This window comes from Paenibacillus guangzhouensis, assembly GCF_009363075.1.
In the GTDB taxonomy this organism is placed as follows: domain Bacteria; phylum Bacillota; class Bacilli; order Paenibacillales; family Paenibacillaceae; genus Paenibacillus_K; species Paenibacillus_K guangzhouensis.
This window is the reverse complement of record NZ_CP045293.1, coordinates 4847161-4869598: the sequence shown is the minus strand read 5'-3', so window position 1 is coordinate 4869598 and position 22438 is coordinate 4847161. Positions and strand designations below refer to the sequence as shown.

Here is a 22438-nt window from a genome sequence, read left to right as displayed (position 1 = left end):
TAACAGATTTTCGTCTCTTGTCAGAGTGGCACCTGTTGGATATAATTACAATCAACATCATTCCAATTTGATAAAAACCTCTAAAAGCGAAGAACAGGAGAAGTAAGCTTTATTGCAAGGGTTTCAGAGAGGGCAACCATGGCTGGAAGTTGCCTAATCCTTAGTGAGCTGAACATGCGCCTGGGAGCTGTATTTCCGATCTGCCGCGCAGGGTAGGGAATAACGTATCGTCCGCGTTAAGGACGCTAAGTGAAATATTTAAGATGATCATGTAGCATCATCTAAATGTTTAAGCAGAGTGGGACCGCGTTAGTACGTCTCTGCAGCAATATTGTGATATTGCTGTAGGGGCGTTTTCTATTTTGAGGGGATAGAAGGGGATCAACATGTTTCAGAGAATGAGGTCGGATATTCAGACGGTGTTCGAGAACGACCCGGCGGCAAGAAGCAAATTTGAAGTGGTCTTTACGTACTCCGGGCTGCATGCCATTTGGGCGCATCGCTTGGCGAATTGGCTATTCAGACACCGGTGGTATAGTGTAGCGCGCGTGATATCGCAGACAAGTCGATTTTTTACAGGGATCGAGATTCATCCTGGCGCAACACTGGGAGAGCGGCTGTTCATTGACCATGGCATGGGGGTCGTCATTGGTGAGACATGTGAGATCGGCAACAATGTGGTGATCTATCAGGGTGTTACACTTGGGGGAACCGGGAAGGAAAAAGGCAAACGTCATCCAACGATTGGCAATAACGTCGTTATTGCTTCTGGGGCGAAGGTGCTCGGGTCTTTTCGTGTAGGAGATAACGCGATGATCGGTGCGAATTCGGTCGTGCTGAATGAAGTGCCGCCGAACAGCACGGTTGTCGGGATCCCTGGACGGATCGTGAAGCAGGATGGTAAACGGCTGGATCGCTTAAGTCACAATCAAGTATCGGACCCGATTATTGATCAATTTAGGCAGATGCAAGAACAAATCGATCGGCTGAAGAAGGAACTCAGCATCGTACAGGAACAACAACAAACGAAAGAGGGCGTGTAAATCATGGCGTTGCACATCTACAACACGATGAATCGAACGAAGGAGCTTTTTGAACCGCTTGAAGCGGGGAAGGTTCGTATGTATACATGCGGTCCTACGGTATATGATTACATTCATATCGGAAATGCGCGTCCAGTGATTTTCTTCGATGTTGTTCGTCGCTATTTAGAAGCGATTGGCTATGAAGTGAACTATGTATCGAATTTTACAGATGTTGATGATAAATTAATTCGTAAGGCAGAGCAGCTCGGAACAACCGTCCCTGAAGTAGCGGATCGTTTCATTCAAGCTTTTGAAGAGGATATTGAGGGGTTAAGCGTTCGTCCAGCAACGACGAATCCGCGCGTAACGGACAACATTACGGAGATTGTGGAATTCATTCAGAAGCTAGTCGATCAAGACTTTGCATATGCGAACCAAGGGGATGTCTATTTCCGTACGCAGAAGTTCAAGGAATACGGGAAGTTGTCACATCAGAATATTGAAGAGCTGCAGTTCGGTATCCGGATTGAAGTCGATGAGCGCAAAGAAAATGCAGAGGATTTTGTCCTTTGGAAAGGCGCCAAACCAGGTGAGATCTATTGGAGCAGCCCATGGGGCGATGGCCGTCCAGGATGGCATATCGAGTGCTCGGCGATGGTAAAGCGTTATTTGGGGGATACTCTGGATATCCACGGCGGCGGACAAGATTTGCAGTTCCCGCATCACGAGTGCGAAATTGCGCAGTCGGAAGCGTTAACCGGTAAATCGCTGGCGAACTACTGGATGCATAACGGCTATATCAATATCGATAATGAAAAAATGTCCAAATCGCTTGGCAACGGCATATCAGTTGTCGAGCTTCGTAAAAGATATAAAGCGCCTGCGATTCGCTACTTCATGCTGTCGGGACATTACCGCAATCCGCTCAACTTCACCGAAGAAGTGATGGCGCAAGCGGAGAACAGTGTATCGCGTATTGAGAATGCATATGCGAATTTACAGCACCGTCTACAGTCTGCTGTTGATCCGGGAGAGGCAAGCGAGGAGCTTACCGAACGGCTTAGTCACATCCGTGAGCAATTCCACGCCAAAATGGATGACGACTTTAATACAGCGGATGCGATTACAGCGTGGTTTGATCTGGTGAGCGAGACGAATCTGGTTTTACAGCGGGCTATCGTGAAAGCCGGCGAATTACAAGCGATTGCGGTGTTGTTCGATCATTTTAATAACGTACTCGGTCTAATGGAGCTCAAATCGGAAGAAATGCTTGATGAAGAGATTGAGAACCTGATTGCGGAGCGGGTCGAAGCGCGGAAGGCAAAAAATTGGGCGCGGGCGGATGAGATTCGTGATCTCCTAGCAGAGAAGAACATCGTATTAGAGGATACGCCGCAAGGGATGCGTTGGCGCCGGAAATGAGAGCAGGTGAAGTATGAGTAACAATGAAGAGAAAGAAGCGGAATATTGGTTTGACTTTCCGCCGGCGAAGAAACCGCAACTGATGAATCCGATCGTACTGGCTTACATCGGTGATGCGATTTATGAGGTCGCGATTCGGCAATATTTAATATCCCAGCCGAATCAGCGGCCGCATCATTTGCATCGGCAAGCAACACAATACGTGTCTGCTAAGGCACAATGCAAATTCCTCGGGTTATGGATGCCGTTGCTAACGGAAGAGGAACAAGATGTTGTGCGTCAAGGGCGCAATGCGAAATCCGGAAGCATCCCCAAAAATGCGGATGTACTGGAGTACCGGCATGCGACGGCGTTTGAATGTCTTGTTGGGTTTTTGTATTACAACAAACATATGGATCGGCTGCAGTATTTAATTGGACTCGCGATTGAACAGTCACAGCAAGAGAATCCAAAGACATAAAAGCTCGGGAGGCTATCACAAATGGAAGAATTTATTGCCGGGAAGCATTCGGTTATGGAGGCGCTTCGCTCCGGTCGCACAATCAACAAAATATGGATCGCGGACAACGCGCAGAAGCATCTGACGATGCCGATCTTAGCTGAGGCGAAGAATGCGAAGATCGTCGTTCAAAATGCGGACAAGCGTAAGCTGGATCAGATGGTTCCAGGCTTACAGCATCAGGGAGTTGTTGCACAGGTCGCAGCCTATGAATATGTAGAGGTTGAGGATATTCTAGCTTCTGCACAGGAGCGGGGGGAAATGCCTTTCCTTCTCATCTTGGATGAAATTGAAGATCCGCATAACTTGGGCTCAATCTTGCGTACAGCGGATTGCACTGGTGTGCATGGTGTTATCATTCCGAAGCGCCGATCGGTAGGCCTAACTGCAACTGTATCGAAAACTTCGGCAGGCGCGGTGGAATACGTTCCAGTTGCACGAGTGACGAATCTTGCGCAGACGATTGATCAGCTTAAGAAGGAAGGCATCTGGGTCATCGGTACAGATGTGGAAGCGCAGCAAGAGCTGTTCGAAGCAAATCATTTTAATATGCCAATTGCCGTTATCATCGGGAATGAGAGCAAAGGTATGGGACGACTGCTCAAGGATAAATGTGATTTTCTCATCAAATTGCCTATGGCTGGACAGATTAATTCCTTGAATGCTTCCGTTGCGGCAGGCGTGTTCATGTACGAGGTTGTGAGACAGCGCAAGCAGCAAGGCTAGATCATGGGGAAGAAGCGAACACCGGATTTGCGGGATGTGATGCTCGTCGACGGTTACAATATGATCGGCTCCTGGCCGGAGCTGGTCACCTTGTCGAGTATCAGTCTGCAGGAAGCAAGGGATCATCTGTTAAACCGATTGGCAGACTATCAAGCTTTTTCGGGAAGACGTGTGATCGTTGTCTTTGATGCCTATCGTGTTCCTGGGCTTGGCGGGGCATTTGCTCAGAATCAAATTTCCGTTCATTTCACAAAAGAGAAGGAAACAGCCGATGAATGTATAGAACGCTTCGTTCATGACTTAACACATCGACGCAGGCAGATCTATGTTGCGACCTCGGATTCGGTGGAACAGCATGTCGCTTTTGGACAAGGTGCCTTGCGGGTATCTGCCAGAGAGCTATTGATCGAGATCGAGCATAGCAAACGCGAAGTGAAGACGTTTATTGAACGAGACCAACCAAGCAATAAGAGAAATCCACTAGAGAGCAAGATGAGTGCAGATATCCTCTCGAAGCTGGAACAAATGCGGCGAGGCAAATAGTATCCTTTAAAATGTAATAAAATGAAATTTATAGTTATTAAAGTGATATTTTGCTAACTGTAATAGAATTTGGATAGCCTTGGTTGACGGTATAGGTTACATAATATATACTGGAGTCTATACTTTAAAGAGAGTTTCGTGCTGACGTTGCTGGGCGGAGGGATAGTTGGTGAGTGTCGACCTCAAAGATTTAAAAATGTTCGATTATGACATCAGAGCAGACGAAGATATCGTTGATGCCGTCCGCGAAGGCGACAGTGATGCACTCGAGTACTTGATTAATAAGTACCGTAATTTTGTGCGCGCCAAAGCCCGCTCTTATTTTCTAATTGGTGCTGATAGAGAAGATATTATTCAAGAAGGTATGATAGGTTTATATAAATCGATTCGTGATTTTAAAGGGGACAAGTTTTCGTCCTTCAAAGCCTTTGCTGAGCTCTGCATTACGCGGCAGATCATTACGGCAATTAAGACGGCGACACGGCAGAAGCATATTCCGCTGAATTCTTATGTATCCCTCGACAAGCCCATCTATGATGAAGATTCCGATCGCACGTTGATGGATGTCATTTGCGGCTCGAGAGTGTCGGACCCGGAAGAATTGATTATTAATCAAGAGGAATTCGTGGGACTGGAAGATAAGATGTCGGAGATCCTTAGCGATCTTGAACGCAAAGTATTAATGTTATATTTGGACGGCCGTTCGTATCAAGAGATTGCAGTAGATCTGAAGCGGCATGTGAAATCGATCGATAACGCATTGCAGCGTGTGAAGCGTAAGCTGGAACGTTACTTGGAAGATCGAGATTTAGGATTGTAGGCGGAAGGAGACTCGGGAGAGTCTTTTTTTTATTTTGAGAGCGGCTCCGATGGGGCATGATGTATTTATTGGTAATCTGGACTGTATACGAATCGTATATACGCTTTGATAGATCAATAAAATCGGTGCGTAGGTTTATCTTTCCCGGGGCTGACCCATACTGATATTAATCGAGAGAAGCTCAGCCCTTCGTTGACATGGGTTCCCCTGTATGATAAAGTGTTTTAGGTAGCCCTAAATATGCGTACGTTTTTTTAGGATGAATTTAGACATATCTACTTATAGAATGTCTTCGGGAGGTGCACATCATGCGGGTAATTATAACGTTGGCTTGTACGAATTGTAAGCAAAGAAATTACACGACCAGCAAAAACAAGCGAAATCACCCCGACCGCATGGAGATGAAGAAATTTTGCAAGTATTGCAACGAGCAGACTTCTCATCGCGAAACAAGATAGTTTTTTGGAGGTGTCGTCGTGTCTTTCGTAGGTAGTGTAAAACGCAGCTTTGGTTCTATGTTTTCCTACATCTCAGAAAGTTGGGCTGAGCTTAAAAAGGTTCGCTGGCCAAGTCGTAAAGAGTTGACGAGCTATACGATTGTTGTAGTATTCACAATCCTCGTTATCACTTTTTACTTCTGGGTTCTCGACATCGGAATCTCTTCGTTGGTCGAAGCGATAATTTAAGAAGGGTCCCAGGTGACTAGATATGGAGAAAAGATGGTACGTCGTTCATACCTACTCTGGGTATGAAAACAAAGTAAAAGCCAATTTAGAGAAGCGCGTCGAATCGATGGACATGAAGGACAAGATTTTCCGTGTTCTTGTTCCTATGGAAGAAGAAGTGGTGAACAAAGACGGTAAGAAAAAGACTGTCATGCGTAAAGTTTACCCCGGATATGTCTTGGTCGAAATGATCCAGACAGATGATTCTTGGTATGTTGTTCGCAATACACCAGGGGTTACTGGATTCGTAGGTTCTACCGGATCTGGTTCCAAACCAACACCTTTGTTGCCTGAAGAAGTGGAACAAATTCTGAAGCACATGGGCATGGAAGAACCGAAACCGAAAATCGAATTCGATTTGAAGGAATCTGTGCGTATCAAAGTGGGTCCTTTTGCGAATTTTGTTGGATCGGTAGAAGAAATTATTACCGAGAAGAGCAAGTTGAAAGTTCACGTCAATATGTTTGGGCGAGAAACCCCATTGGAGCTGGATTACACTCAAGTGGAGAAGATTTAACGATCTGGTTTCTTGTGGGAGGGAATCATCCCGTCTACCACATTCTAGAGCAAGGAGGTTTTTCACATGGCTAAAAAGGTAATTAAAATGGTGAAATTGCAAGTTCCTGCAGGGAAAGCGAATCCAGCACCACCAATCGGTCCAGCTTTGGGTCAAGCGGGTGTTAACATTATGGCTTTCTGTAAAGAGTTCAATGCTCGTACAGCAGATCAAGCAGGTCTAATCATTCCTGTTGAAATCACTGTGTTTGAGGATCGTTCCTTTACGTTCATCACTAAAACTCCACCAGCTGCAGTATTGCTTCGCGTTGCTGCTAAGATCGAAAAAGGATCTGGCGAACCGAACAAGAAGAAAGTTGCTACAGTTAAACGTGCGACTGTTCGTGAAATTGCAGAACAAAAAATGCCAGACTTGAACGCTGCATCTGTTGAAGCTGCAATGCGTATGGTCGAAGGTACTGCTCGCAGTATGGGCATCACAATCGCTGACTAATCCTGAGGGATCTGTAAGCATATCATGGTCTACGCTGTAGACTTATTCGCATGACTTGCTCAGCAAGCATGTTTCACGACTTGCTTCGCAAGCGTGTTGGCGACCTACTTCGTAGGCGCCTAAGTGGGAGGATTTTCCGCTAAAACCACAAAGGAGGAGAAACAAATGGCTAAACACGGTAAAAAATACCTAGAAGCTGCTAAGCTTATTGATAGCGAAGCAACTTACGAGCCTCTAGAAGCGATCGAGCTTGTTAAGAAGGCTGCGACTGCAAAATTCGACGAATCTGTTGAAGTTGCTGTTCGTTTGGGTGTAGACCCACGTAAACAAGACCAAGCAGTTCGCGGTGTTGTTGTCCTTCCTCACGGAACAGGTAAAACAAAACGCGTTCTTGTATTTGCAAAAGGTGATAAAGCGAAAGAGGCAGAAGCTGCTGGCGCGGATTTCGTTGGTGATGCTGACATGATCAACAAAATTCAACAAGGCTGGTTCGACTTCGATGTCTGCGTAGCTACACCTGACATGATGAGTGAAGTTGGTAAATTGGGTCGTCTACTTGGTGGTAAAGGCCTAATGCCAAACCCGAAAGCAGGAACAGTTACTTTCAACGTTGCCCAAGCGGTCCAAGAGATCAAAGCGGGTAAAATTGAGTACCGTCTTGATAAAGCGGGTCAAATTCACGCTCCAATCGGTAAAGTATCTTTCGATGCTGAGAAATTGAACGATAACTTGAAATCGTTAATCGATGCATTGAACCGTGCTAAACCGGCTGCAGCAAAAGGCGTATACTTGAAGAACATTGCTGTATCTTCAACTATGGGTCCTGGCGCGCGCGTTAACACAGCGAACTACAGATAAGATCTTTTGCGCCATGGTAAATGGTGGTGATTGATCAAATGGCATTGACTTTTAGGATGTGCCATGATAATCTGTAAAAGTTGTTCAAGTTGAATATGCTGACCGTAGACAGTAGGTGCTACAAAGCTTAATTTCCTACCGAGGTGTTATGATAAAGTGTTGTAATTGAATTGCTATGCAATTTCGATAACAGTCATCATGCCTTCGTAGTTTCTACGGAGGCTTTTTTCATGCTTCGTGTAGATTTTTATAGGAGGTGTACAGATTGGCAAACGCAAAAGTTATTCAAGCTAAACAAGAAGCTGTTGAAGTTGTAACTGCGAAACTTCGCGAGAGTGCGAGTACAGTTGTTGCAGATTACCGCGGATTGAACGTTGCTCAAGTAACTGAGCTTCGTAAACAACTTCGTGAAGCTGGTGTTGAATTCCAAGTATTGAAAAACACTTTGGTACGTCGTGCGACTGCTGAAGCTAATTTGACGGAATTGGATGAAGTATTAACAGGTCCTACAGCGATCGCTTTCAGTACAGAAGATGCTGTTGCTCCTGCGAAAATTCTTAACAGTTTCGCAAAGAAAAACGACGCTCTTAAAATTAAAGGTGGCGTTGTAGAAGGACAAGTTGTGGGCGTAGAAGCGATCAAAGCTCTTGCTGAACTACCTTCCCGCGAAGGCTTGCTCTCCATGTTGCTTAGCGTGCTTCAAGCTCCAGTGCGTAACTTCGCACTTGCAGTTAAAGCTGTTGCTGAGAAACAAGAAGAAACTGCTTAATCAAGCGATGCGACTCGCATCCTAAAACTATAAAATTATTGGAGGTTCTACCATGAGTAAAGAACAAATCTTAGAAGCCATCAAAGGCATGAACGTTTTAGAATTGAACGAACTTGTTAAAGCAATCGAAGAAGAATTCGGCGTAACAGCTGCAGCTCCTGTAGCAGTTATGGCTGGTGGCGCTGGCGATGCTGGTGCAGCTGAGCAAACAGAATTCGACGTAATCTTGACTAACGCTGGTGCATCCAAAATCAACGTTATCAAAGTTGTTCGTGAAGTAACAGGCCTTGGCTTGAAAGAAGCTAAAGATCTTGTTGACAACGCACCAAAACCACTTAAAGAAAAAGTTAGCAAAGAAGAAGCAGAAGCAGTTAAAGCTAAGCTTGAAGAAGCTGGCGCAGCAATCGAAGTTAAGTAATTTCGATAAAGAGCCTTCCCTGGCAACAGGGAGGGCTCTTTTTGCGTTGAGAGGAAGAATCCTTGTACCTCTTTGTAGTCATCCCCCTAAATCCCCCTTTACAAGGGGGATTTAGGGGGCTCGCCCTCTGGACACCCGAAAGTTTGTCGAATGAGCAGGAGATGTGTAGTAGAGTTACGGTGTGCAGTGACCGCTTTCGTCCTTCGGACACGCTTCGACTTTTGGTGTTTAAGAGAAATCAATATACTTGTGTGGTACGACGTATATTGGACTAACAAAAAGAGATCATAGAACATTTGAGTTAGGGGGCGTTTATTGTATAATACAAAACAGGATAAGAACAGGAGGACGGATGATGTCAGAGCATTATTACTCGAACAAGCCTACCGTAGCCCATCAACGTAACACGATAGAAGAGACGCTCCGCGGCAAGAAGCTTCGCTTTGTAACGGATGCAGGGGTGTTTTCGAAAGCGGGGGTAGATTACGGCAGTAAAGTGTTAATTGATATGATGGAGATGCCGGAGGATGCGAAGGTACTGGATGTGGGCTGCGGTTATGGGCCGATAGGATTCTCGGCAGCACTCATGGCGCCCAAAGGGCATGTGACGATGGTTGATGTGAATGAGAGAGCTGTTGAACTTGCGAAGGAGAATGCGAGAGCCAATGGCATACAGAACGTGACCATTGAACAGAGTGATTTATTTGAGAAGGTGGCGGGCAAGACATTCGATGTCATTCTCACGAATCCGCCGATCCGAGCAGGTAAAGAGACGGTGCATCGTATTTTCACAGAGGCTTATGATCATTTAAATGCAGACGGTACGTTATGGATCGTCATTCAGAAGAAACAAGGCGCGCCATCGGCACGAGCGAAGCTAGAAGAGTTATTCGGAGAAGATGCGGTTGAAGAGGTAGGGAAAGATAAAGGGTACCGTATTTTCAAGTCGACTAAGAGAACTTAACCCATTTATAGGGCGAGATTGAAATCTTGACTTGACTTTTCAGGTATGTTATTATTATAAAATGTCAGTATTAGGATGACCTAAATGTCTTTATCGCGTTAAAATGTCAAGCCTAAATTTTTCGGTGCTAAATGCATAGAAATTTGATGTTTGACGTATAATGTTTACATTTTGGGTAAATCTACTGGATATGAAGGAAATGAATCAGAAACGAAAGGATTAGTTGCGAAATACGCTCTTTTTTCGAAAAAACATTCGATAAGGGCTTTTCTTTATTTGTCCTTTTGAATCATTTTCATGGGCTTTTGTAAACTGTCAGCATGAAAATGCTGTATGGCAGGATTATAAAGGATAATGGGATGGATTCGCAATGAAATTTTTAGTGAGTAGACATGAGGGGTGAGTTAAAGTTGGCAGGACAACTTGTTCAGTATGGTCGACGCACTCGGAGGAGTTATGCACGCATTAACGAGGTGCTCGAGATTCCGAACCTGATTGAAATCCAACAAAAATCATACCAATGGTTTTTGGATGAAGGATTGCGTGAAATGTTCCAAGATATTTCGCCAATTCAGGATTTTACAGGTAACTTGGTTTTGGAATTTATCGATTACAATCTGGGTGAACCGAAATATTCCGTAGACGATTCGAAGGAGCGCGATGTAACTTATGCAGCTCCATTACGTGTCAAAGTACGGCTGATTAACAAAGAAACCGGTGAGGTAAAAGAACAAGAAGTTTTCATGGGCGATTTTCCGCTAATGACGGAGACCGGTACGTTTATTATTAACGGTGCAGAACGGGTAATTGTCAGCCAGTTGGTTCGCTCTCCTAGCGTCTATTTTAGCACTAAAGTGGATAAGAACGCGAAGAAAACATATACGGCGACAGTGATTCCGAACCGTGGTGCTTGGCTCGAACTTGAGACGGATGCGAAAGACATCATCTATGTTCGTATTGACCGCACGCGGAAGATTCCAGTAACGGTGTTGCTCAGAGCTTTGGGCTTTGGCACGGATGCTGAGATTCTGGATTTGCTCGGTAATGATGAATATATTCGTAACACACTCGATAAAGACAACACAGATTCGACGGAGAAGGCGTTAATCGAGATCTACGAGAGATTGCGTCCAGGTGAGCCGCCTACGCTTGATAATGCGAAGAGCTTGCTTGTTGCGCGTTTCTTCGATCCAAAGCGCTATGATCTTGCGAATGTGGGTCGTTACAAAATTAATAAAAAGCTTCATATCAAGAATCGTCTATTTAACCAGCGTCTGGCGGAGACATTAATCAATCCAACGACAGGTGAGATTCTTGCAGAAGCTGGTCAAATGATTGACCGTCGTCTACTGGATGAACTGATTCCTCACTTGGAGGAGAATGTGAACTACAAGACATACCATGTTGCGAATGGTGTGCTTGATGCAGATAGTATTCCTCTGCAGTGTGTGAATGTATTCTCACCAGATGACGAGTCCCGCGTGATTAAGGTTATCTCTAATGCGATCATCGACAAGTCGGTGAAGAACATTACACCTGCGGATATCGTGGCTTCCATCAACTATTTCATTAACTTGTTGCATGGTATTGGCGACACGGATGACATCGATCACCTAGGTAACCGTCGTCTGCGTTCTGTTGGTGAATTGCTGCAGAACCAATTCCGTATTGGTCTTTCCCGTATGGAGCGTGTTGTTCGTGAGAGAATGTCCATCCAGGATGCGAATGTAATCACGCCACAGGCGCTTATCAATATTCGTCCTGTTATTGCATCGATCAAAGAGTTCTTCGGTAGCTCTCAGTTGTCCCAGTTCATGGACCAGACGAATCCGCTAGCTGAGTTGACGCACAAACGTCGTCTATCAGCACTCGGACCGGGCGGTTTGACACGGGAACGTGCTGGCTTCGAAGTTCGTGACGTACATCCATCGCATTATGGTCGTATGTGTCCGATCGAGACGCCAGAGGGACCGAACATCGGTTTGATCAACTCCTTGTCGACATTCGCTCGCATTAATGAATATGGCTTCATTGAAGCACCATATCGTTGGGTAGATCCGAAGACAGGTAAAGTAACGGATCAGATCTCTTATCTAACGGCAGATGAAGAGTACAACTATGTTGTCGCGCAAGCGAACGCGAGATTGAATGAAGACAACACATTTGCAGAAGAAAGTGTTATCGTTCGTTATAACAAACAGTCTGATAACATCTTGACGATGCCGATTGATCGCGTTGACTACATGGACGTATCGCCGAAACAGGTTGTGTCCGTAGCGACAGCGCTCATTCCGTTCCTAGAGAACGATGACTCCAACCGTGCGCTCATGGGATCGAACATGCAGCGGCAGGCTGTTCCTCTTCTTATTCCGAAAGCTCCGCTTATCGGTACAGGTATGGAACATAAGTCTGCAAAAGATTCCGGGGTATGTATCGTATCGAAGCATGATGGAATCGTAGAGCGCGTATCTGCGAATGAAATCCAAGTGCGTCGCGTTGAAGTGATCGATGGCAAAGAAGTTAAAGGTGACTTGATTAAACATAAATTGCACAAATTCATGCGTTCGAACCAAGGGACTTGCATTAACCAACGTCCATTGGCGCGCAAAGGCGATATCGTCAAGAAAGGCGATATTCTTGCAGATGGTCCGTCCACTGAGCAAGGTGAATTGGCGCTTGGGCGCAACGTTGTCGTTGCCTTTATGACTTGGGAAGGTTACAACTATGAGGATGCCATCCTCTTGAATGAGAAACTCGTTAAGGAAGATGTGTATACATCGATCCATATCGAGGAATACGAATCCGAAGCTCGTGATACAAAGCTTGGACCGGAAGAAATCACTCGCGATATCCCGAACGTCGGGGAAGAAGCGCTTAAGAATCTCGATGAGCGCGGTATTATCCGTGTCGGTGCTGAAATCGGCGCTGGCGACATTCTCGTCGGTAAAGTAACACCTAAAGGGGTTACGGAGCTTACGGCGGAAGAACGTCTATTGCATGCGATCTTCGGTGAGAAAGCGCGTGAAGTTCGTGATACATCCCTTCGCGTACCGCATGGTACAGATGGTATCGTCGTTGATGTTAAAGTATTTACACGTGAGAATGGCGATGAATTGCCACCAGGCGTGAACCAGCTTGTACGTGCATACATCGCTCAGAAGCGTAAGATCTCTGAGGGTGACAAAATGGCGGGACGCCACGGTAACAAAGGGGTTATCGCGCGTATACTTCCAGAAGAGGATATGCCGTTCTTGCCGGATGGTACACCTGTAGAGGTTGTCCTTAACCCACTAGGGGTTCCGTCGCGTATGAACATCGGTCAGGTACTCGAGGTTCACCTTGGGATGGCCGCGAAAGCACTCGGCATTCACTGTGCGACGCCGGTATTCGACGGCGCGAACGAGGAAGACGTATTTGATACCATGGAAGAAGCAGGCATGCAGCGGAACGGTAAAACCGTATTGTACGATGGTCGTACTGGGGACCGCTTCGAGCGTGAAGTGACTGTCGGCGTCATGTACATGATCAAACTAGCGCACATGGTTGATGATAAAATCCATGCCCGTTCGACAGGGCCATACTCACTTGTTACACAGCAACCGCTCGGTGGTAAAGCACAGTTCGGTGGACAGCGTTTCGGGGAGATGGAGGTTTGGGCGCTTGAGGCCTACGGTGCAGCTTACACATTGCAAGAGATTCTTACCGTCAAGTCTGACGATATCGTCGGCCGCGTGAAGACATACGAATCGATTGTGAAGGGCGAGAATGTTCCTGAGCCAGGTGTTCCAGAATCGTTTAAAGTATTGATCAAAGAGCTTCAGAGTTTAGGTATGGATGTGAAAATCCTATCTGAAAATGAAGAAGAGATCGAAATGAAAGAAATTGATGATGAAGACGACGTAACAAGCGATAAGCTGAACTTGAACCTTGAGGGTTCAGAGGCTGGCGTTGAGTAATTCATGGTATATAGCTTGGCCAAATAGTACAGGGTTAAGGAGGGTTGCTCCTTGTTGGACGTAAACAATTTTGAGTTTATGAAGATTGGATTAGCATCGCCAGAGAAAATTCGGTCCTGGTCCCGCGGAGAAGTAAAAAAGCCGGAAACGATTAACTATCGTACCTTGAAACCGGAAAAAGAAGGGCTGTTCTGTGAGAAGATTTTCGGCCCAACGAAGGACTGGGAATGTCATTGCGGTAAATATAAACGGGTTCGTTATAAAGGCGTTGTTTGTGACCGTTGCGGCGTAGAAGTAACACGCGCGAAAGTGCGTCGTGAGCGTATGGGGCATATTGAGCTTGCTGCCCCTGTCTCCCACATCTGGTACTTCAAAGGAATTCCTAGCCGCATGGGTCTTGCGTTAGATATGTCCCCTCGTTCGCTCGAGGAAATTATCTATTTCGCATCTTATGTTGTAACGGATCCAGGAGATACACCGCTTGAGAAAAAACAACTTCTCTCGGAGAAAGAGTACCGCAGCTATCGTGAGAAATACGGCTACGGATTCCAAGCAGGCATGGGTGCTGAAGCGGTTAAAAAATTGCTTCAAGACATCGATGTGAACAAAGAACTGGAATTCTTGAAGGAAGAGCTTCGCACTGCGCAAGGCCAACGTCGTAATCGTGCGATCAAACGCCTTGAAGTTATCGAAGCATTCCGTAACTCCGGGAACTTCCCGGATTGGATGATTCTTGATGTATTACCGGTTATTCCACCGGAGCTTCGCCCGATGGTACAGCTTGATGGCGGACGTTTTGCGACTTCCGACTTGAATGATTTGTACCGCCGCGTTATTAACCGGAATAACCGTTTGAAACGCCTTCTGGATCTTGGCGCACCTGATATTATCGTTCAGAACGAGAAGCGGATGCTGCAAGAAGCGGTAGACGCATTGATCGATAATGGTCGTCGCGGCCGTCCGGTAACAGGTCCAGGTAACCGTCCATTGAAGTCTCTTAGCCACATGCTTAAAGGTAAACAAGGACGTTTCCGTCAGAACTTGCTCGGTAAACGGGTTGACTACTCTGGTCGTTCCGTTATCGTCGTAGGTCCTAGCTTGAAAATGTATCAATGTGGTCTTCCAAAAGAAATGGCGCTTGAATTGTTCAAGCCATTTGTGATGAAAGAACTTGTGAATAAAGGCCTTGCACATAATATTAAGAGTGCGAAGCGCAAAGTGGAACGCGTAAGTGCTGAAGTATGGGATGTCCTCGAAGAGGTTATCAAAGAACATCCAGTTCTTCTGAACCGTGCCCCGACGCTTCACAGACTTGGTATCCAGGCGTTCGAGCCAACCCTTGTTGAAGGACGCGCAATTAAACTTCATCCGCTTGTATGTACGGCTTACAACGCCGACTTCGACGGTGACCAAATGGCGGTTCACGTTCCATTGTCCGCAGAAGCACAAGCGGAGGCACGCATCTTGATGCTCGCATCCGGTAATATTTTGAACCCTAAAGATGGTAAGCCAGTTGTTACGCCGTCTCAGGATATGGTTCTAGGTAGTTTCTACTTGACAATGGATAACAAAGAAGCGAAGGGATCAGGTCTGATCTTCGCGAATGTGAACGAAGCGGTATCTGCTTACCAACGTGGAACAGCATCCTTGCATGCACGTGTAGCGATCCCTGTTAAAGCTTTGAGCAAAACATCCTTTACGGATAAACAGCAAGAAGCATTGATCGTAACGACGGTTGGACGGATTATCTTTAACGAGATTTTCCCAGCTGACTTCCCTTACATCAATGAACCAACGAAGAACAATTTGTTCTACGGCACACCGGATCACTATTTCATTTATGAAAAAGGTGCAAATGTACTTGATATCATTAATGAAGTACCGCAGACGGGTGCAGTAGGTAAAGATTATTTGGGTCAAATCATCGCAAGATGCTTTGAAACTTACCATACAACAAAAACATCTGTTATATTGGATGCAATCAAGCAGCTCGGTTTTACGTACTCCACGAAGGCTGGTATCAGTATCGCCGTTTCGGACGTTATCGTACCACCAGAAAAAGTACAATTGCTCAAAGAATCCGATGAGAAAGTACGCGTTGTTACGAATCAGTACCGTCGTGGACTTATCACAACGGAAGAGCGTTATGACCGAGTGATCGAGATTTGGAGTAAGACAAAAGATCAGCTGACAGATATCCTCATGAAATCGATGGATCGCTATAACTCCATCATGCTCATGGTTGATTCCAAAGCACGGGGTAACAAATCCCAGATTACGCAGCTCGGCGGTATGCGTGGTCTCATGGCCAACCCATCCGGTCGAATCATCGAGTTGCCGATCAAATCGAACTTCCGTGAAGGTCTTACGGTCTTGGAATACTTTATTTCGACGCATGGAGCGCGTAAAGGTTTGGCCGATACAGCTCTTCGTACAGCCGATTCGGGTTACTTGACTCGTCGTCTCGTTGACGTTGCCCAAGATGTGATCATCCGTGAAGAAGATTGCGGAACGGATAAAGGCTTCACCGTTAGCCGTATTCAAGACGGTAAAGAAGTTATCGAGGATCTGTACGACCGTATTGAAGGACGTTATTCCTTCGAGACGATCAAACATCCGCAGACAGGCGAAATCATCGTGAACCGCAATGACCTGATCGATTCGGATAAAGCCGAAGAATTGCTCAGTTCCGGTGCGTTGATGCGTCCTGATGGCGTTGAAAGATTACAAATTCGTTCTGTTCTTAGTTGCCGTGCGCGTCATGGTATTTGTAAGAAATGTTACGGTCGTAACCTTGCGACTGGTAAACACGTTGAGATCGGGGAAGCGGTTGGTATTATCGCAGCTCAATCCATCGGGGAACCAGGAACACAGCTTACGATGCGTACATTCCATACCGGGGGCGTTGCCGGAGACGATATCACGCAAGGTTTGCCGCGTATCCAAGAGCTTTTCGAAGCGCGTAATCCGAAAGGTCAAGCAATCATTACCGAAATCGATGGTGTCGTCAAAGAAATCCGCGAGACCAAAGATCGTCGTGAAATCGAAGTTCAAGGTGAAGCAGAGACGAAAGTCTACTCCGTCACATATGGATCCCGTATTCGCGTCTATGAAGGTAAAGCGATTGAAGCTGGTGATGAGCTGACAGACGGTTCCATCGATCCGAAGGAAATGCTTCGTATCAAAGGTATCCGTGGGGTTCAGAACTATATTCTCCAAGAAGTTCAACGCGTATATCGTAACCAAGGGGTAGAAATTAACGATAAGCACGTTGAGGTTATGATCAAGCAAATGCTTCGTAAAATCCGTATTATCGATGCGGGTGAAACGACGCTCTTGCCAGGTTCCTTCGTGGATATTCATGAATATGAAGCTGCGAACAAAGAAGCAATTCTTTCGGATAAAGAACCTGCGGTTGCGAAACCGGTATTGCTTGGTATTACCAAAGCATCCCTTGAGACAGATTCCTTCTTGTCTGCTGCATCCTTCCAAGAGACAACACGTGTTCTTACAGATGCCGCAATCAAAGGAAAAGTCGATAAGTTGCTCGGCTTGAAAGAGAATGTCATCATTGGTAAACTGATCCCTGCGGGTACAGGTATGAACCGTTACCGCAGCGTGAAGTTTGTGGAGCCGGAATCGGAAGAAACCGTTGAAGCAGCACTAGAAACTGTTACTGTAGAGTAATTAAATAGGATGCAAGGAACGTATGGTTTGGCAGTTCTCGCAAAAAATGCGTTTCTTGCATCTTTTATTCTTGACAATAGTATTTCTAGGTGATAATATATCGTAGTGTGCCTGAGAGATTGTCACCTGTTCTTTTGGAGGATGAAGTTTATGTCTAATGACAAAGGACTACAGGAAGAGAATATTCGCGTTGGCACGAAACAAACAATTCGAATGGTAGAGCTCGGTAAAGCGACGGAAGTATATGTTGCGCAAGATGCCGATTCGAGAATTACATCTAAAGTTGTTCTTCTCTGTGAGGACAAGGGTGTGAAGATTACCTACGTGGACACGATGAAGAATCTCGGCAAGGCTTGCGGGATTGATGTTGGTGCAGCGATGGTTGCCATTGTAAATGATTAGTTAAACCGATGTTTTTGTGATGCGAAAGTATTGCAAAGACTTTTCATTTGTCTTTTAATGAACCACCTGGGTCTGTGGACTTATGTTGAAGGTTTATGAAGGTTAAAAATATGGGAAGGGGGTGGCAACATGCCAACAATTAACCAGCTAGTTCGTAAAGGACGTCAAGCGAAAATCACTAAGTCGAAATCCCCAGCACTTCAAAAAGGATTCAACGCACTTAAGCGTGAAGAGACTGATTTGAGCGCTCCACAAAAACGTGGTGTTTGTACTCGTGTAGGTACAATGACTCCGAAAAAACCGAACTCCGCGCTTCGTAAATATGCCCGTGTTCGTTTGACGAACCGTGTAGAGGTTACAGCTTATATCGGAGGTATCGGTCACAACTTGCAAGAGCACAGTGTCGTATTAGTACGTGGAGGACGGGTAAAAGACCTTCCAGGGGTGCGTTACCATATCGTTCGCGGTGCGCTTGATACTGCAGGTGTGAATAACCGTATGCAGGCTCGTTCGAAATACGGTACGAAACGTCCAAAAGCTAAAAAATAATTTACGTAACGTAAATTTCTAAAACGATTATTTGGGAAAGGGGGATTACAATGCCACGCAAAGGTCCAGTTACAAAAAGAGACGTGTTGCCAGATCCGGTGTATAACAGCAAGTTGGTTACTCGCTTGATCAACCGCATCATGCTTGATGGTAAAAGAGGCGTTGCCCAAACAATTCTTTATGATGCGTTCAAGTTGATTCAAGAACGTTCCGGTAAAGATCCTATGGAAGTGTTTGAAGCAGCGATCAAAAATATCATGCCAGTTCTTGAGGTTAAAGCTCGTCGTGTTGGTGGTGCGAACTATCAAGTTCCGATCGAAGTTAAACCTGAGAGACGTACAGCATTAGGCTTACGTTGGCTCGTGAACTACTCCCGCAATCGCGGTGAGAAAACAATGGAAGAGCGTCTAGCAGCTGAAATTCTAGATGCATCCAACAACACAGGTGCTTCCGTTAAGAAACGTGAAGACACGCACAAAATGGCAGAAGCGAACAAAGCGTTTGCTCACTACCGTTGGTAGAATCATAATAGCGTGGGTACTTTCGTGCCCGCGCCACTATAAATTGAGATTTTGAAGGGAGACCGTTTCATGTCAAGAGAGTTCTCCTTAGCTAATACCCGCAATATCGGGATCATGGCGCATATTGACGCTGGTAAGACAACTACGACTGAGCGCATTTTGTTCTATACAGGCCGTACGCACAAGATCGGTGAGGTTCACGAAGGTGCTGCGACAATGGACTGGATGGAGCAAGAACAAGAGCGCGGAATTACGATTACTTCCGCTGCTACGACTGCTGCTTGGAAAGGTAACCGCGTTAATATCATTGATACTCCGGGTCACGTTGACTTCACGGTTGAAGTAGAGCGTTCCCTTCGCGTATTAGATGGGGCAGTTGGTGTTTTCAGTGCTAAAGAAGGCGTTGAGCCTCAGTCCGAGACAGTTTGGAGACAAGCTGACCGTTACGGTGTTCCACGTATTGCTTATGTCAATAAAATGGACATCATCGGTGCGGACTACTTAAATGTAATCCAAACGATGAAAGATCGTCTTCAAGCGAATGCGGTTGCTATTCAGCTTCCAATTGGCGCAGAAAATGATTTCATCGGTATTATCGATATCGTTGAGAACGTAGCTCATATGTTCAAAGACGATCTTGGTAAAGATATCGATGTCGTTGAAGTTCCTGCTGAGTTCAAAGACAAAGTAGAAGAACTGCGCAACGAATTGATCGAGAAAGTTGCTGAGCTTGACGAAGAATTAACTATGAAATACCTTGAAGGTGAAGAAATCACAGTTCCTGAGCTGAAAGCAGCGCTTCGCAAAGGTGTATGTGAAGTTAAAATCTTCCCGGTAATTTGTGGTTCTTCGTACAAAAATAAAGGTGTTCAATTGATGTTGGACGCAGTTATTGATTACTTGCCAGCTCCGATCGATGTTCCTGCGATCAACGGTCATCTTGAAGATGGGACAGAAGAAGTTCGTCATTCTTCCGATGAAGAGCCGTTCTCAGCTCTTGCATTCAAAATTATGACGGATCCTTACGTTGGTAAATTGACATTCTTCCGCGTATACTCTGGTGTTCTTAACTCCGGATCATACGTGTTGAATGCAACAAAAGGCAAACGTGAGCGTATCGGCCGTATCCTTCAAATGCATGCGAATAGCCGTCAAGAAATTGATGTTGTTTATTCGGGTGATATCGCTGCTGCGGTAGGTTTGAAAGATACAGGTACTGGTGATACACTTTGTGATGAGAAAGCACCGATCATCTTGGAGTCCATGAACTTCCCTGATCCGGTAATTCAAATCGCTGTAGAACCAAAAACAAAAGCTGACCAAGACAAAATGGGTGTTGCACTTGGTAAATTGACGGAAGAAGATCCGACATTACGTGCACACACAGATGAAGAGACTGGTCAGACAATCCTAGCGGGTATGGGTGAGCTTCACCTTGATATCATCGTTGACCGTATGCGTCGCGAATTCAAGGTTGAGACGAACGTAGGTAAACCACAAGTTGCTTACCGTGAGACATTCAAAACTGCAGCTAAGGTTGAAGGTAAGTTTGTACGTCAGTCTGGTGGTCGCGGTCAATACGGTCACGTATGGGTCGAGTTCGAACCACAAGAAGCTGGTGCAGGCTCCAAGTTCGAAAGTAAAGTTGTTGGTGGATCGGTTCCTCGTGAATACATCGCACCGGCACTTGCTGGTATCGAAGAAGCGATGAAGAACGGCGTACTTGCTGGATTCCCGCTTGTTGATATCAAAGCTACAGTATTCGACGGATCTTACCATGACGTTGACTCCAATGAGATGGCGTTTAAGATCGCGGGTTCCATGGCGCTTAAAGCGGCGAAAGACAAATGTAACCCAGTGCTTCTTGAGCCAATCATGAAAGTTGAAGTTACAGTTCCTGAAGAGTACATGGGCGACGTTATGGGTATGTTGAACTCCCGTCGTGGTCGTATCGAAGGTATGGATTCCCGTGGTGGAGCTCAAATTATCCGTGCTAAGGTACCTCTCGCTGAGATGTTTGGTTATTCCACAACTCTTCGTTCCGGTACACAAGGACGCGGCGTGTTCGCAATGGAACTTTCTCACTATGAAGAAGTACCACGCAGCATCGCTGAAGAGATCGTATCGAAAAAAGGCTAATACTTGTTTACTAACCGCGTAGGCGGAGGATACGTCTGAACCCTGCGAGGCAAAATATAATTTCCTATATATTAAGGAGGCATCGTTTCAAATGGCAAAGGCTAAGTTTGAACGTAATAAACCGCATGTTAACATCGGTACAATCGGTCACGTTGACCATGGTAAAACAACTCTTACAGCTGCAATCACAACTGTATTGTCCAAAAGATATGGCGGTGCTGCAGTAGCATTCGACCAAATCGACAAAGCTCCAGAAGAGCGCGAGCGCGGTATCACAATCTCGACTGCACACGTTGAGTATGAAACACCTAACCGTCACTATGCACACGTTGACTGCCCAGGTCACGCCGACTATGTTAAAAACATGATCACTGGTGCAGCACAAATGGACGGAGCGATCCTAGTAGTATCCGCTTCCGACGGTCCTATGCCACAAACTCGTGAGCACATCTTGTTGTCCCGCCAAGTAGGCGTTCCATACATCGTTGTGTTCATGAACAAATGTGACATGGTTGAAGACGAAGAGTTGCTAGAGCTAGTTGAAATGGAAATTCGTGACCTTCTTAGCGAATACGAATTCCCAGGCGACGACACTCCAATCATCCGTGGTTCTGCTCGTGAAGCGTTGCAAAACCCTGATGGCGCATGGGCTGACAAAATTGTTGAGTTGTTCGAACAAGTTGACAGCTACATCCCACAACCAGAGCGCGACACTGACAAGCCTTTCTTGATGCCTGTCGAGGACGTATTCTCCATCACTGGCCGTGGTACTGTTGCTACAGGTCGTGTAGAGCGTGGTACTGTTAAAGTACAAGACGAAGTTGAAATCGTTGGTATCGCTGAAGAAACTCGCAAATGCGTAGTTACAGGCGTAGAAATGTTCCGTAAATTGCTCGATTCCGCACAAGCGGGCGACAACATCGGTGCCCTTCTTCGTGGTGTAGACCGCAAAGACATCGAGCGTGGTCAAGTATTGGCGAAAGTGGGTTCTGTTAAACCACACACAAACTTCTCCGCACAAATCTATGTTTTGACAAAAGAAGAGGGTGGCCGTCATAAGCCATTCTTCACTGGATACCGTCCACAGTTCTACTTCCGTACAACTGACGTAACTGGTATCATCAACTTGCCAGAAGGTACTGAAATGGTTATGCCTGGTGACAACATCACTGTAACTGTTGATTTGATCGCTCCAATCGCGATCGAAGAAGGTACTCGCTTTGCGATCCGTGAAGGCGGACGTACAGTTGGTGCAGGTGCGGTTGCTACAATCAACAAATAATTCGTTTGACGAATTTAAGAAGCCCACGTCCTCGGATGTGGGCTTTTGTTTTCTTCGGGATCACATATATATAGAAGAAATCGGATGTAATTTTGCATTCGATATTTTCGCTTGCATTCGCCTA

Annotated in this window: 21 protein-coding genes and 2 other annotated features; all 21 genes read left to right on the top strand. The window is 45.8% G+C overall.

The features are described from left to right. The first annotated feature begins 80 nt into the window (after positions 1-80). Positions 81-325, top strand: a binding site (T-box leader). Positions 326-386: 61 nt separating this feature from the next. The 21 genes from cysE (at position 387) to tuf (ending at position 22314) form a co-directional block, all read left to right on the top strand. Further along, positions 387-1043: a serine O-acetyltransferase gene (gene cysE / locus GCU39_RS21955; protein ID WP_152395430.1), complete on the top strand. Its 657-nt coding sequence runs from the start codon at positions 387-389 to the stop codon at positions 1041-1043. A gap of 3 nt (positions 1044-1046) precedes the next feature. Continuing rightward, the gene (cysS, locus tag GCU39_RS21950) at positions 1047-2447 is read left to right on the top strand and encodes a cysteine--tRNA ligase (RefSeq protein WP_152395429.1); all 1401 of its coding nucleotides are present in this window, start codon (positions 1047-1049) and stop codon (positions 2445-2447) included. 13 nt (positions 2448-2460) lie between these two features. Further along, positions 2461-2907 carry a Mini-ribonuclease 3 gene (locus GCU39_RS21945; RefSeq protein ID WP_152395428.1) on the top strand — a complete coding sequence of 149 codons (447 nt, stop codon included), beginning with the start codon at positions 2461-2463 and terminating at the stop codon, positions 2905-2907. Positions 2908-2928: 21 nt separating this feature from the next. Then, positions 2929-3672, top strand: coding sequence for a 23S rRNA (guanosine(2251)-2'-O)-methyltransferase RlmB (gene rlmB / locus GCU39_RS21940; protein WP_152395427.1), 744 nt, complete (start codon positions 2929-2931; stop codon positions 3670-3672). A 3-nt stretch (positions 3673-3675) separates the two neighbouring features. Next, positions 3676-4215 (top strand): NYN domain-containing protein, encoded by a 540-nt coding sequence (locus GCU39_RS21935; protein ID WP_152395426.1) that lies wholly within the window; start codon positions 3676-3678, stop codon positions 4213-4215. Positions 4216-4384: 169 nt separating this feature from the next. After that, positions 4385-5035, top strand: coding sequence for an RNA polymerase sporulation sigma factor SigH (gene sigH, locus GCU39_RS21930; protein WP_018759728.1), 651 nt, complete (start codon positions 4385-4387; stop codon positions 5033-5035). A 308-nt stretch (positions 5036-5343) separates the two neighbouring features. Continuing rightward, positions 5344-5493, top strand: a complete 150-nt coding sequence (gene rpmG / locus GCU39_RS21925) for a 50S ribosomal protein L33 (RefSeq protein ID WP_078502963.1) — start codon at positions 5344-5346, stop codon at positions 5491-5493. 57 nt (positions 5494-5550) lie between these two features. Further along, positions 5551-5721 carry a preprotein translocase subunit SecE gene (gene secE, locus GCU39_RS21920; protein ID WP_152397375.1) on the top strand — a complete coding sequence of 57 codons (171 nt, stop codon included), beginning with the start codon at positions 5551-5553 and terminating at the stop codon, positions 5719-5721. A 22-nt stretch (positions 5722-5743) separates the two neighbouring features. Then, positions 5744-6277, top strand: a complete 534-nt coding sequence (gene nusG, locus GCU39_RS21915) for a transcription termination/antitermination protein NusG (protein ID WP_152395425.1) — start codon at positions 5744-5746, stop codon at positions 6275-6277. A 66-nt stretch (positions 6278-6343) separates the two neighbouring features. Next, positions 6344-6769 carry a 50S ribosomal protein L11 gene (gene rplK, locus GCU39_RS21910; RefSeq protein ID WP_018759725.1) on the top strand — a complete coding sequence of 142 codons (426 nt, stop codon included), beginning with the start codon at positions 6344-6346 and terminating at the stop codon, positions 6767-6769. 165 nt (positions 6770-6934) lie between these two features. Further along, positions 6935-7627, top strand: coding sequence for a 50S ribosomal protein L1 (rplA, locus tag GCU39_RS21905; protein WP_152395424.1), 693 nt, complete (start codon positions 6935-6937; stop codon positions 7625-7627). Positions 7628-7711: 84 nt separating this feature from the next. Further along, positions 7712-7865 (top strand) — a sequence feature (ribosomal protein L10 leader region). A 27-nt stretch (positions 7866-7892) separates the two neighbouring features. Continuing rightward, complete coding sequence (rplJ, locus tag GCU39_RS21900) at positions 7893-8396, top strand: 50S ribosomal protein L10 (RefSeq protein ID WP_152395423.1); 504 nt, start codon at positions 7893-7895, stop codon at positions 8394-8396. Positions 8397-8448: 52 nt separating this feature from the next. Then, positions 8449-8814, top strand: a complete 366-nt coding sequence (rplL, locus tag GCU39_RS21895) for a 50S ribosomal protein L7/L12 (RefSeq protein WP_152395422.1) — start codon at positions 8449-8451, stop codon at positions 8812-8814. Between the two features lie 355 nt (positions 8815-9169). Further along, positions 9170-9778 carry a class I SAM-dependent methyltransferase gene (locus tag GCU39_RS21890; protein WP_152397374.1) on the top strand — a complete coding sequence of 203 codons (609 nt, stop codon included), beginning with the start codon at positions 9170-9172 and terminating at the stop codon, positions 9776-9778. 410 nt (positions 9779-10188) lie between these two features. After that, the gene (gene rpoB / locus GCU39_RS21885) at positions 10189-13734 is read left to right on the top strand and encodes a DNA-directed RNA polymerase subunit beta (protein WP_152395421.1); all 3546 of its coding nucleotides are present in this window, start codon (positions 10189-10191) and stop codon (positions 13732-13734) included. A gap of 51 nt (positions 13735-13785) precedes the next feature. Further along, a complete protein-coding gene (rpoC, locus tag GCU39_RS21880) occupies positions 13786-17421 on the top strand; it encodes a DNA-directed RNA polymerase subunit beta' (RefSeq protein WP_152395420.1) in 3636 nt (1211 codons plus the stop codon). Between the two features lie 150 nt (positions 17422-17571). Next, entirely contained in the window at positions 17572-17823 is a 252-nt protein-coding gene (locus GCU39_RS21875) for a ribosomal L7Ae/L30e/S12e/Gadd45 family protein (RefSeq protein WP_152395419.1), read from the top strand. Between the two features lie 129 nt (positions 17824-17952). Then, on the top strand, positions 17953-18372 hold the full coding sequence (gene rpsL, locus GCU39_RS21870; protein WP_018759716.1) for a 30S ribosomal protein S12: 420 nt from the start codon (positions 17953-17955) through the stop codon (positions 18370-18372). A 50-nt stretch (positions 18373-18422) separates the two neighbouring features. Next, positions 18423-18893, top strand: coding sequence for a 30S ribosomal protein S7 (gene rpsG / locus GCU39_RS21865; protein WP_018759715.1), 471 nt, complete (start codon positions 18423-18425; stop codon positions 18891-18893). Between the two features lie 69 nt (positions 18894-18962). Continuing rightward, positions 18963-21032 carry an elongation factor G gene (gene fusA / locus GCU39_RS21860; RefSeq protein ID WP_152395418.1) on the top strand — a complete coding sequence of 690 codons (2070 nt, stop codon included), beginning with the start codon at positions 18963-18965 and terminating at the stop codon, positions 21030-21032. Positions 21033-21123: 91 nt separating this feature from the next. Further along, entirely contained in the window at positions 21124-22314 is a 1191-nt protein-coding gene (gene tuf, locus GCU39_RS21855; protein ID WP_152395417.1) for an elongation factor Tu, read from the top strand. Positions 22315-22438 lie beyond the last annotated feature (124 nt).

Bases quoted from the DNA above. Each gene is read 5' to 3' on its own strand.
- rplA (WP_152395424.1), top strand. From the start codon at position 6,935: ATGGCTAAACACGGTAAAAAATACCTAGAAGCTGCTAAGCTTATTGAT.
- GCU39_RS21945 (WP_152395428.1), top strand. From the start codon at position 2,461: ATGAGTAACAATGAAGAGAAAGAAGCGGAATATTGGTTTGACTTTCCG.
- secE (WP_152397375.1), top strand. From the start codon at position 5,551: ATGTTTTCCTACATCTCAGAAAGTTGGGCTGAGCTTAAAAAGGTTCGC.
- GCU39_RS21890 (WP_152397374.1), top strand. From the start codon at position 9,170: ATGTCAGAGCATTATTACTCGAACAAGCCTACCGTAGCCCATCAACGT.
- rlmB (WP_152395427.1), top strand. From the start codon at position 2,929: ATGGAAGAATTTATTGCCGGGAAGCATTCGGTTATGGAGGCGCTTCGC.
- rpsL (WP_018759716.1), top strand. From the start codon at position 17,953: ATGCCAACAATTAACCAGCTAGTTCGTAAAGGACGTCAAGCGAAAATC.
- rpmG (WP_078502963.1), top strand. From the start codon at position 5,344: ATGCGGGTAATTATAACGTTGGCTTGTACGAATTGTAAGCAAAGAAAT.
- rplL (WP_152395422.1), top strand. From the start codon at position 8,449: ATGAGTAAAGAACAAATCTTAGAAGCCATCAAAGGCATGAACGTTTTA.
- nusG (WP_152395425.1), top strand. From the start codon at position 5,744: ATGGAGAAAAGATGGTACGTCGTTCATACCTACTCTGGGTATGAAAAC.
- cysS (WP_152395429.1), top strand. From the start codon at position 1,047: ATGGCGTTGCACATCTACAACACGATGAATCGAACGAAGGAGCTTTTT.
- cysE (WP_152395430.1), top strand. From the start codon at position 387: ATGTTTCAGAGAATGAGGTCGGATATTCAGACGGTGTTCGAGAACGAC.
- rpsG (WP_018759715.1), top strand. From the start codon at position 18,423: ATGCCACGCAAAGGTCCAGTTACAAAAAGAGACGTGTTGCCAGATCCG.
- rplK (WP_018759725.1), top strand. From the start codon at position 6,344: ATGGCTAAAAAGGTAATTAAAATGGTGAAATTGCAAGTTCCTGCAGGG.
- tuf (WP_152395417.1), top strand. From the start codon at position 21,124: ATGGCAAAGGCTAAGTTTGAACGTAATAAACCGCATGTTAACATCGGT.
- GCU39_RS21935 (WP_152395426.1), top strand. From the start codon at position 3,676: ATGGGGAAGAAGCGAACACCGGATTTGCGGGATGTGATGCTCGTCGAC.
- GCU39_RS21875 (WP_152395419.1), top strand. From the start codon at position 17,572: ATGTCTAATGACAAAGGACTACAGGAAGAGAATATTCGCGTTGGCACG.
- fusA (WP_152395418.1), top strand. From the start codon at position 18,963: ATGTCAAGAGAGTTCTCCTTAGCTAATACCCGCAATATCGGGATCATG.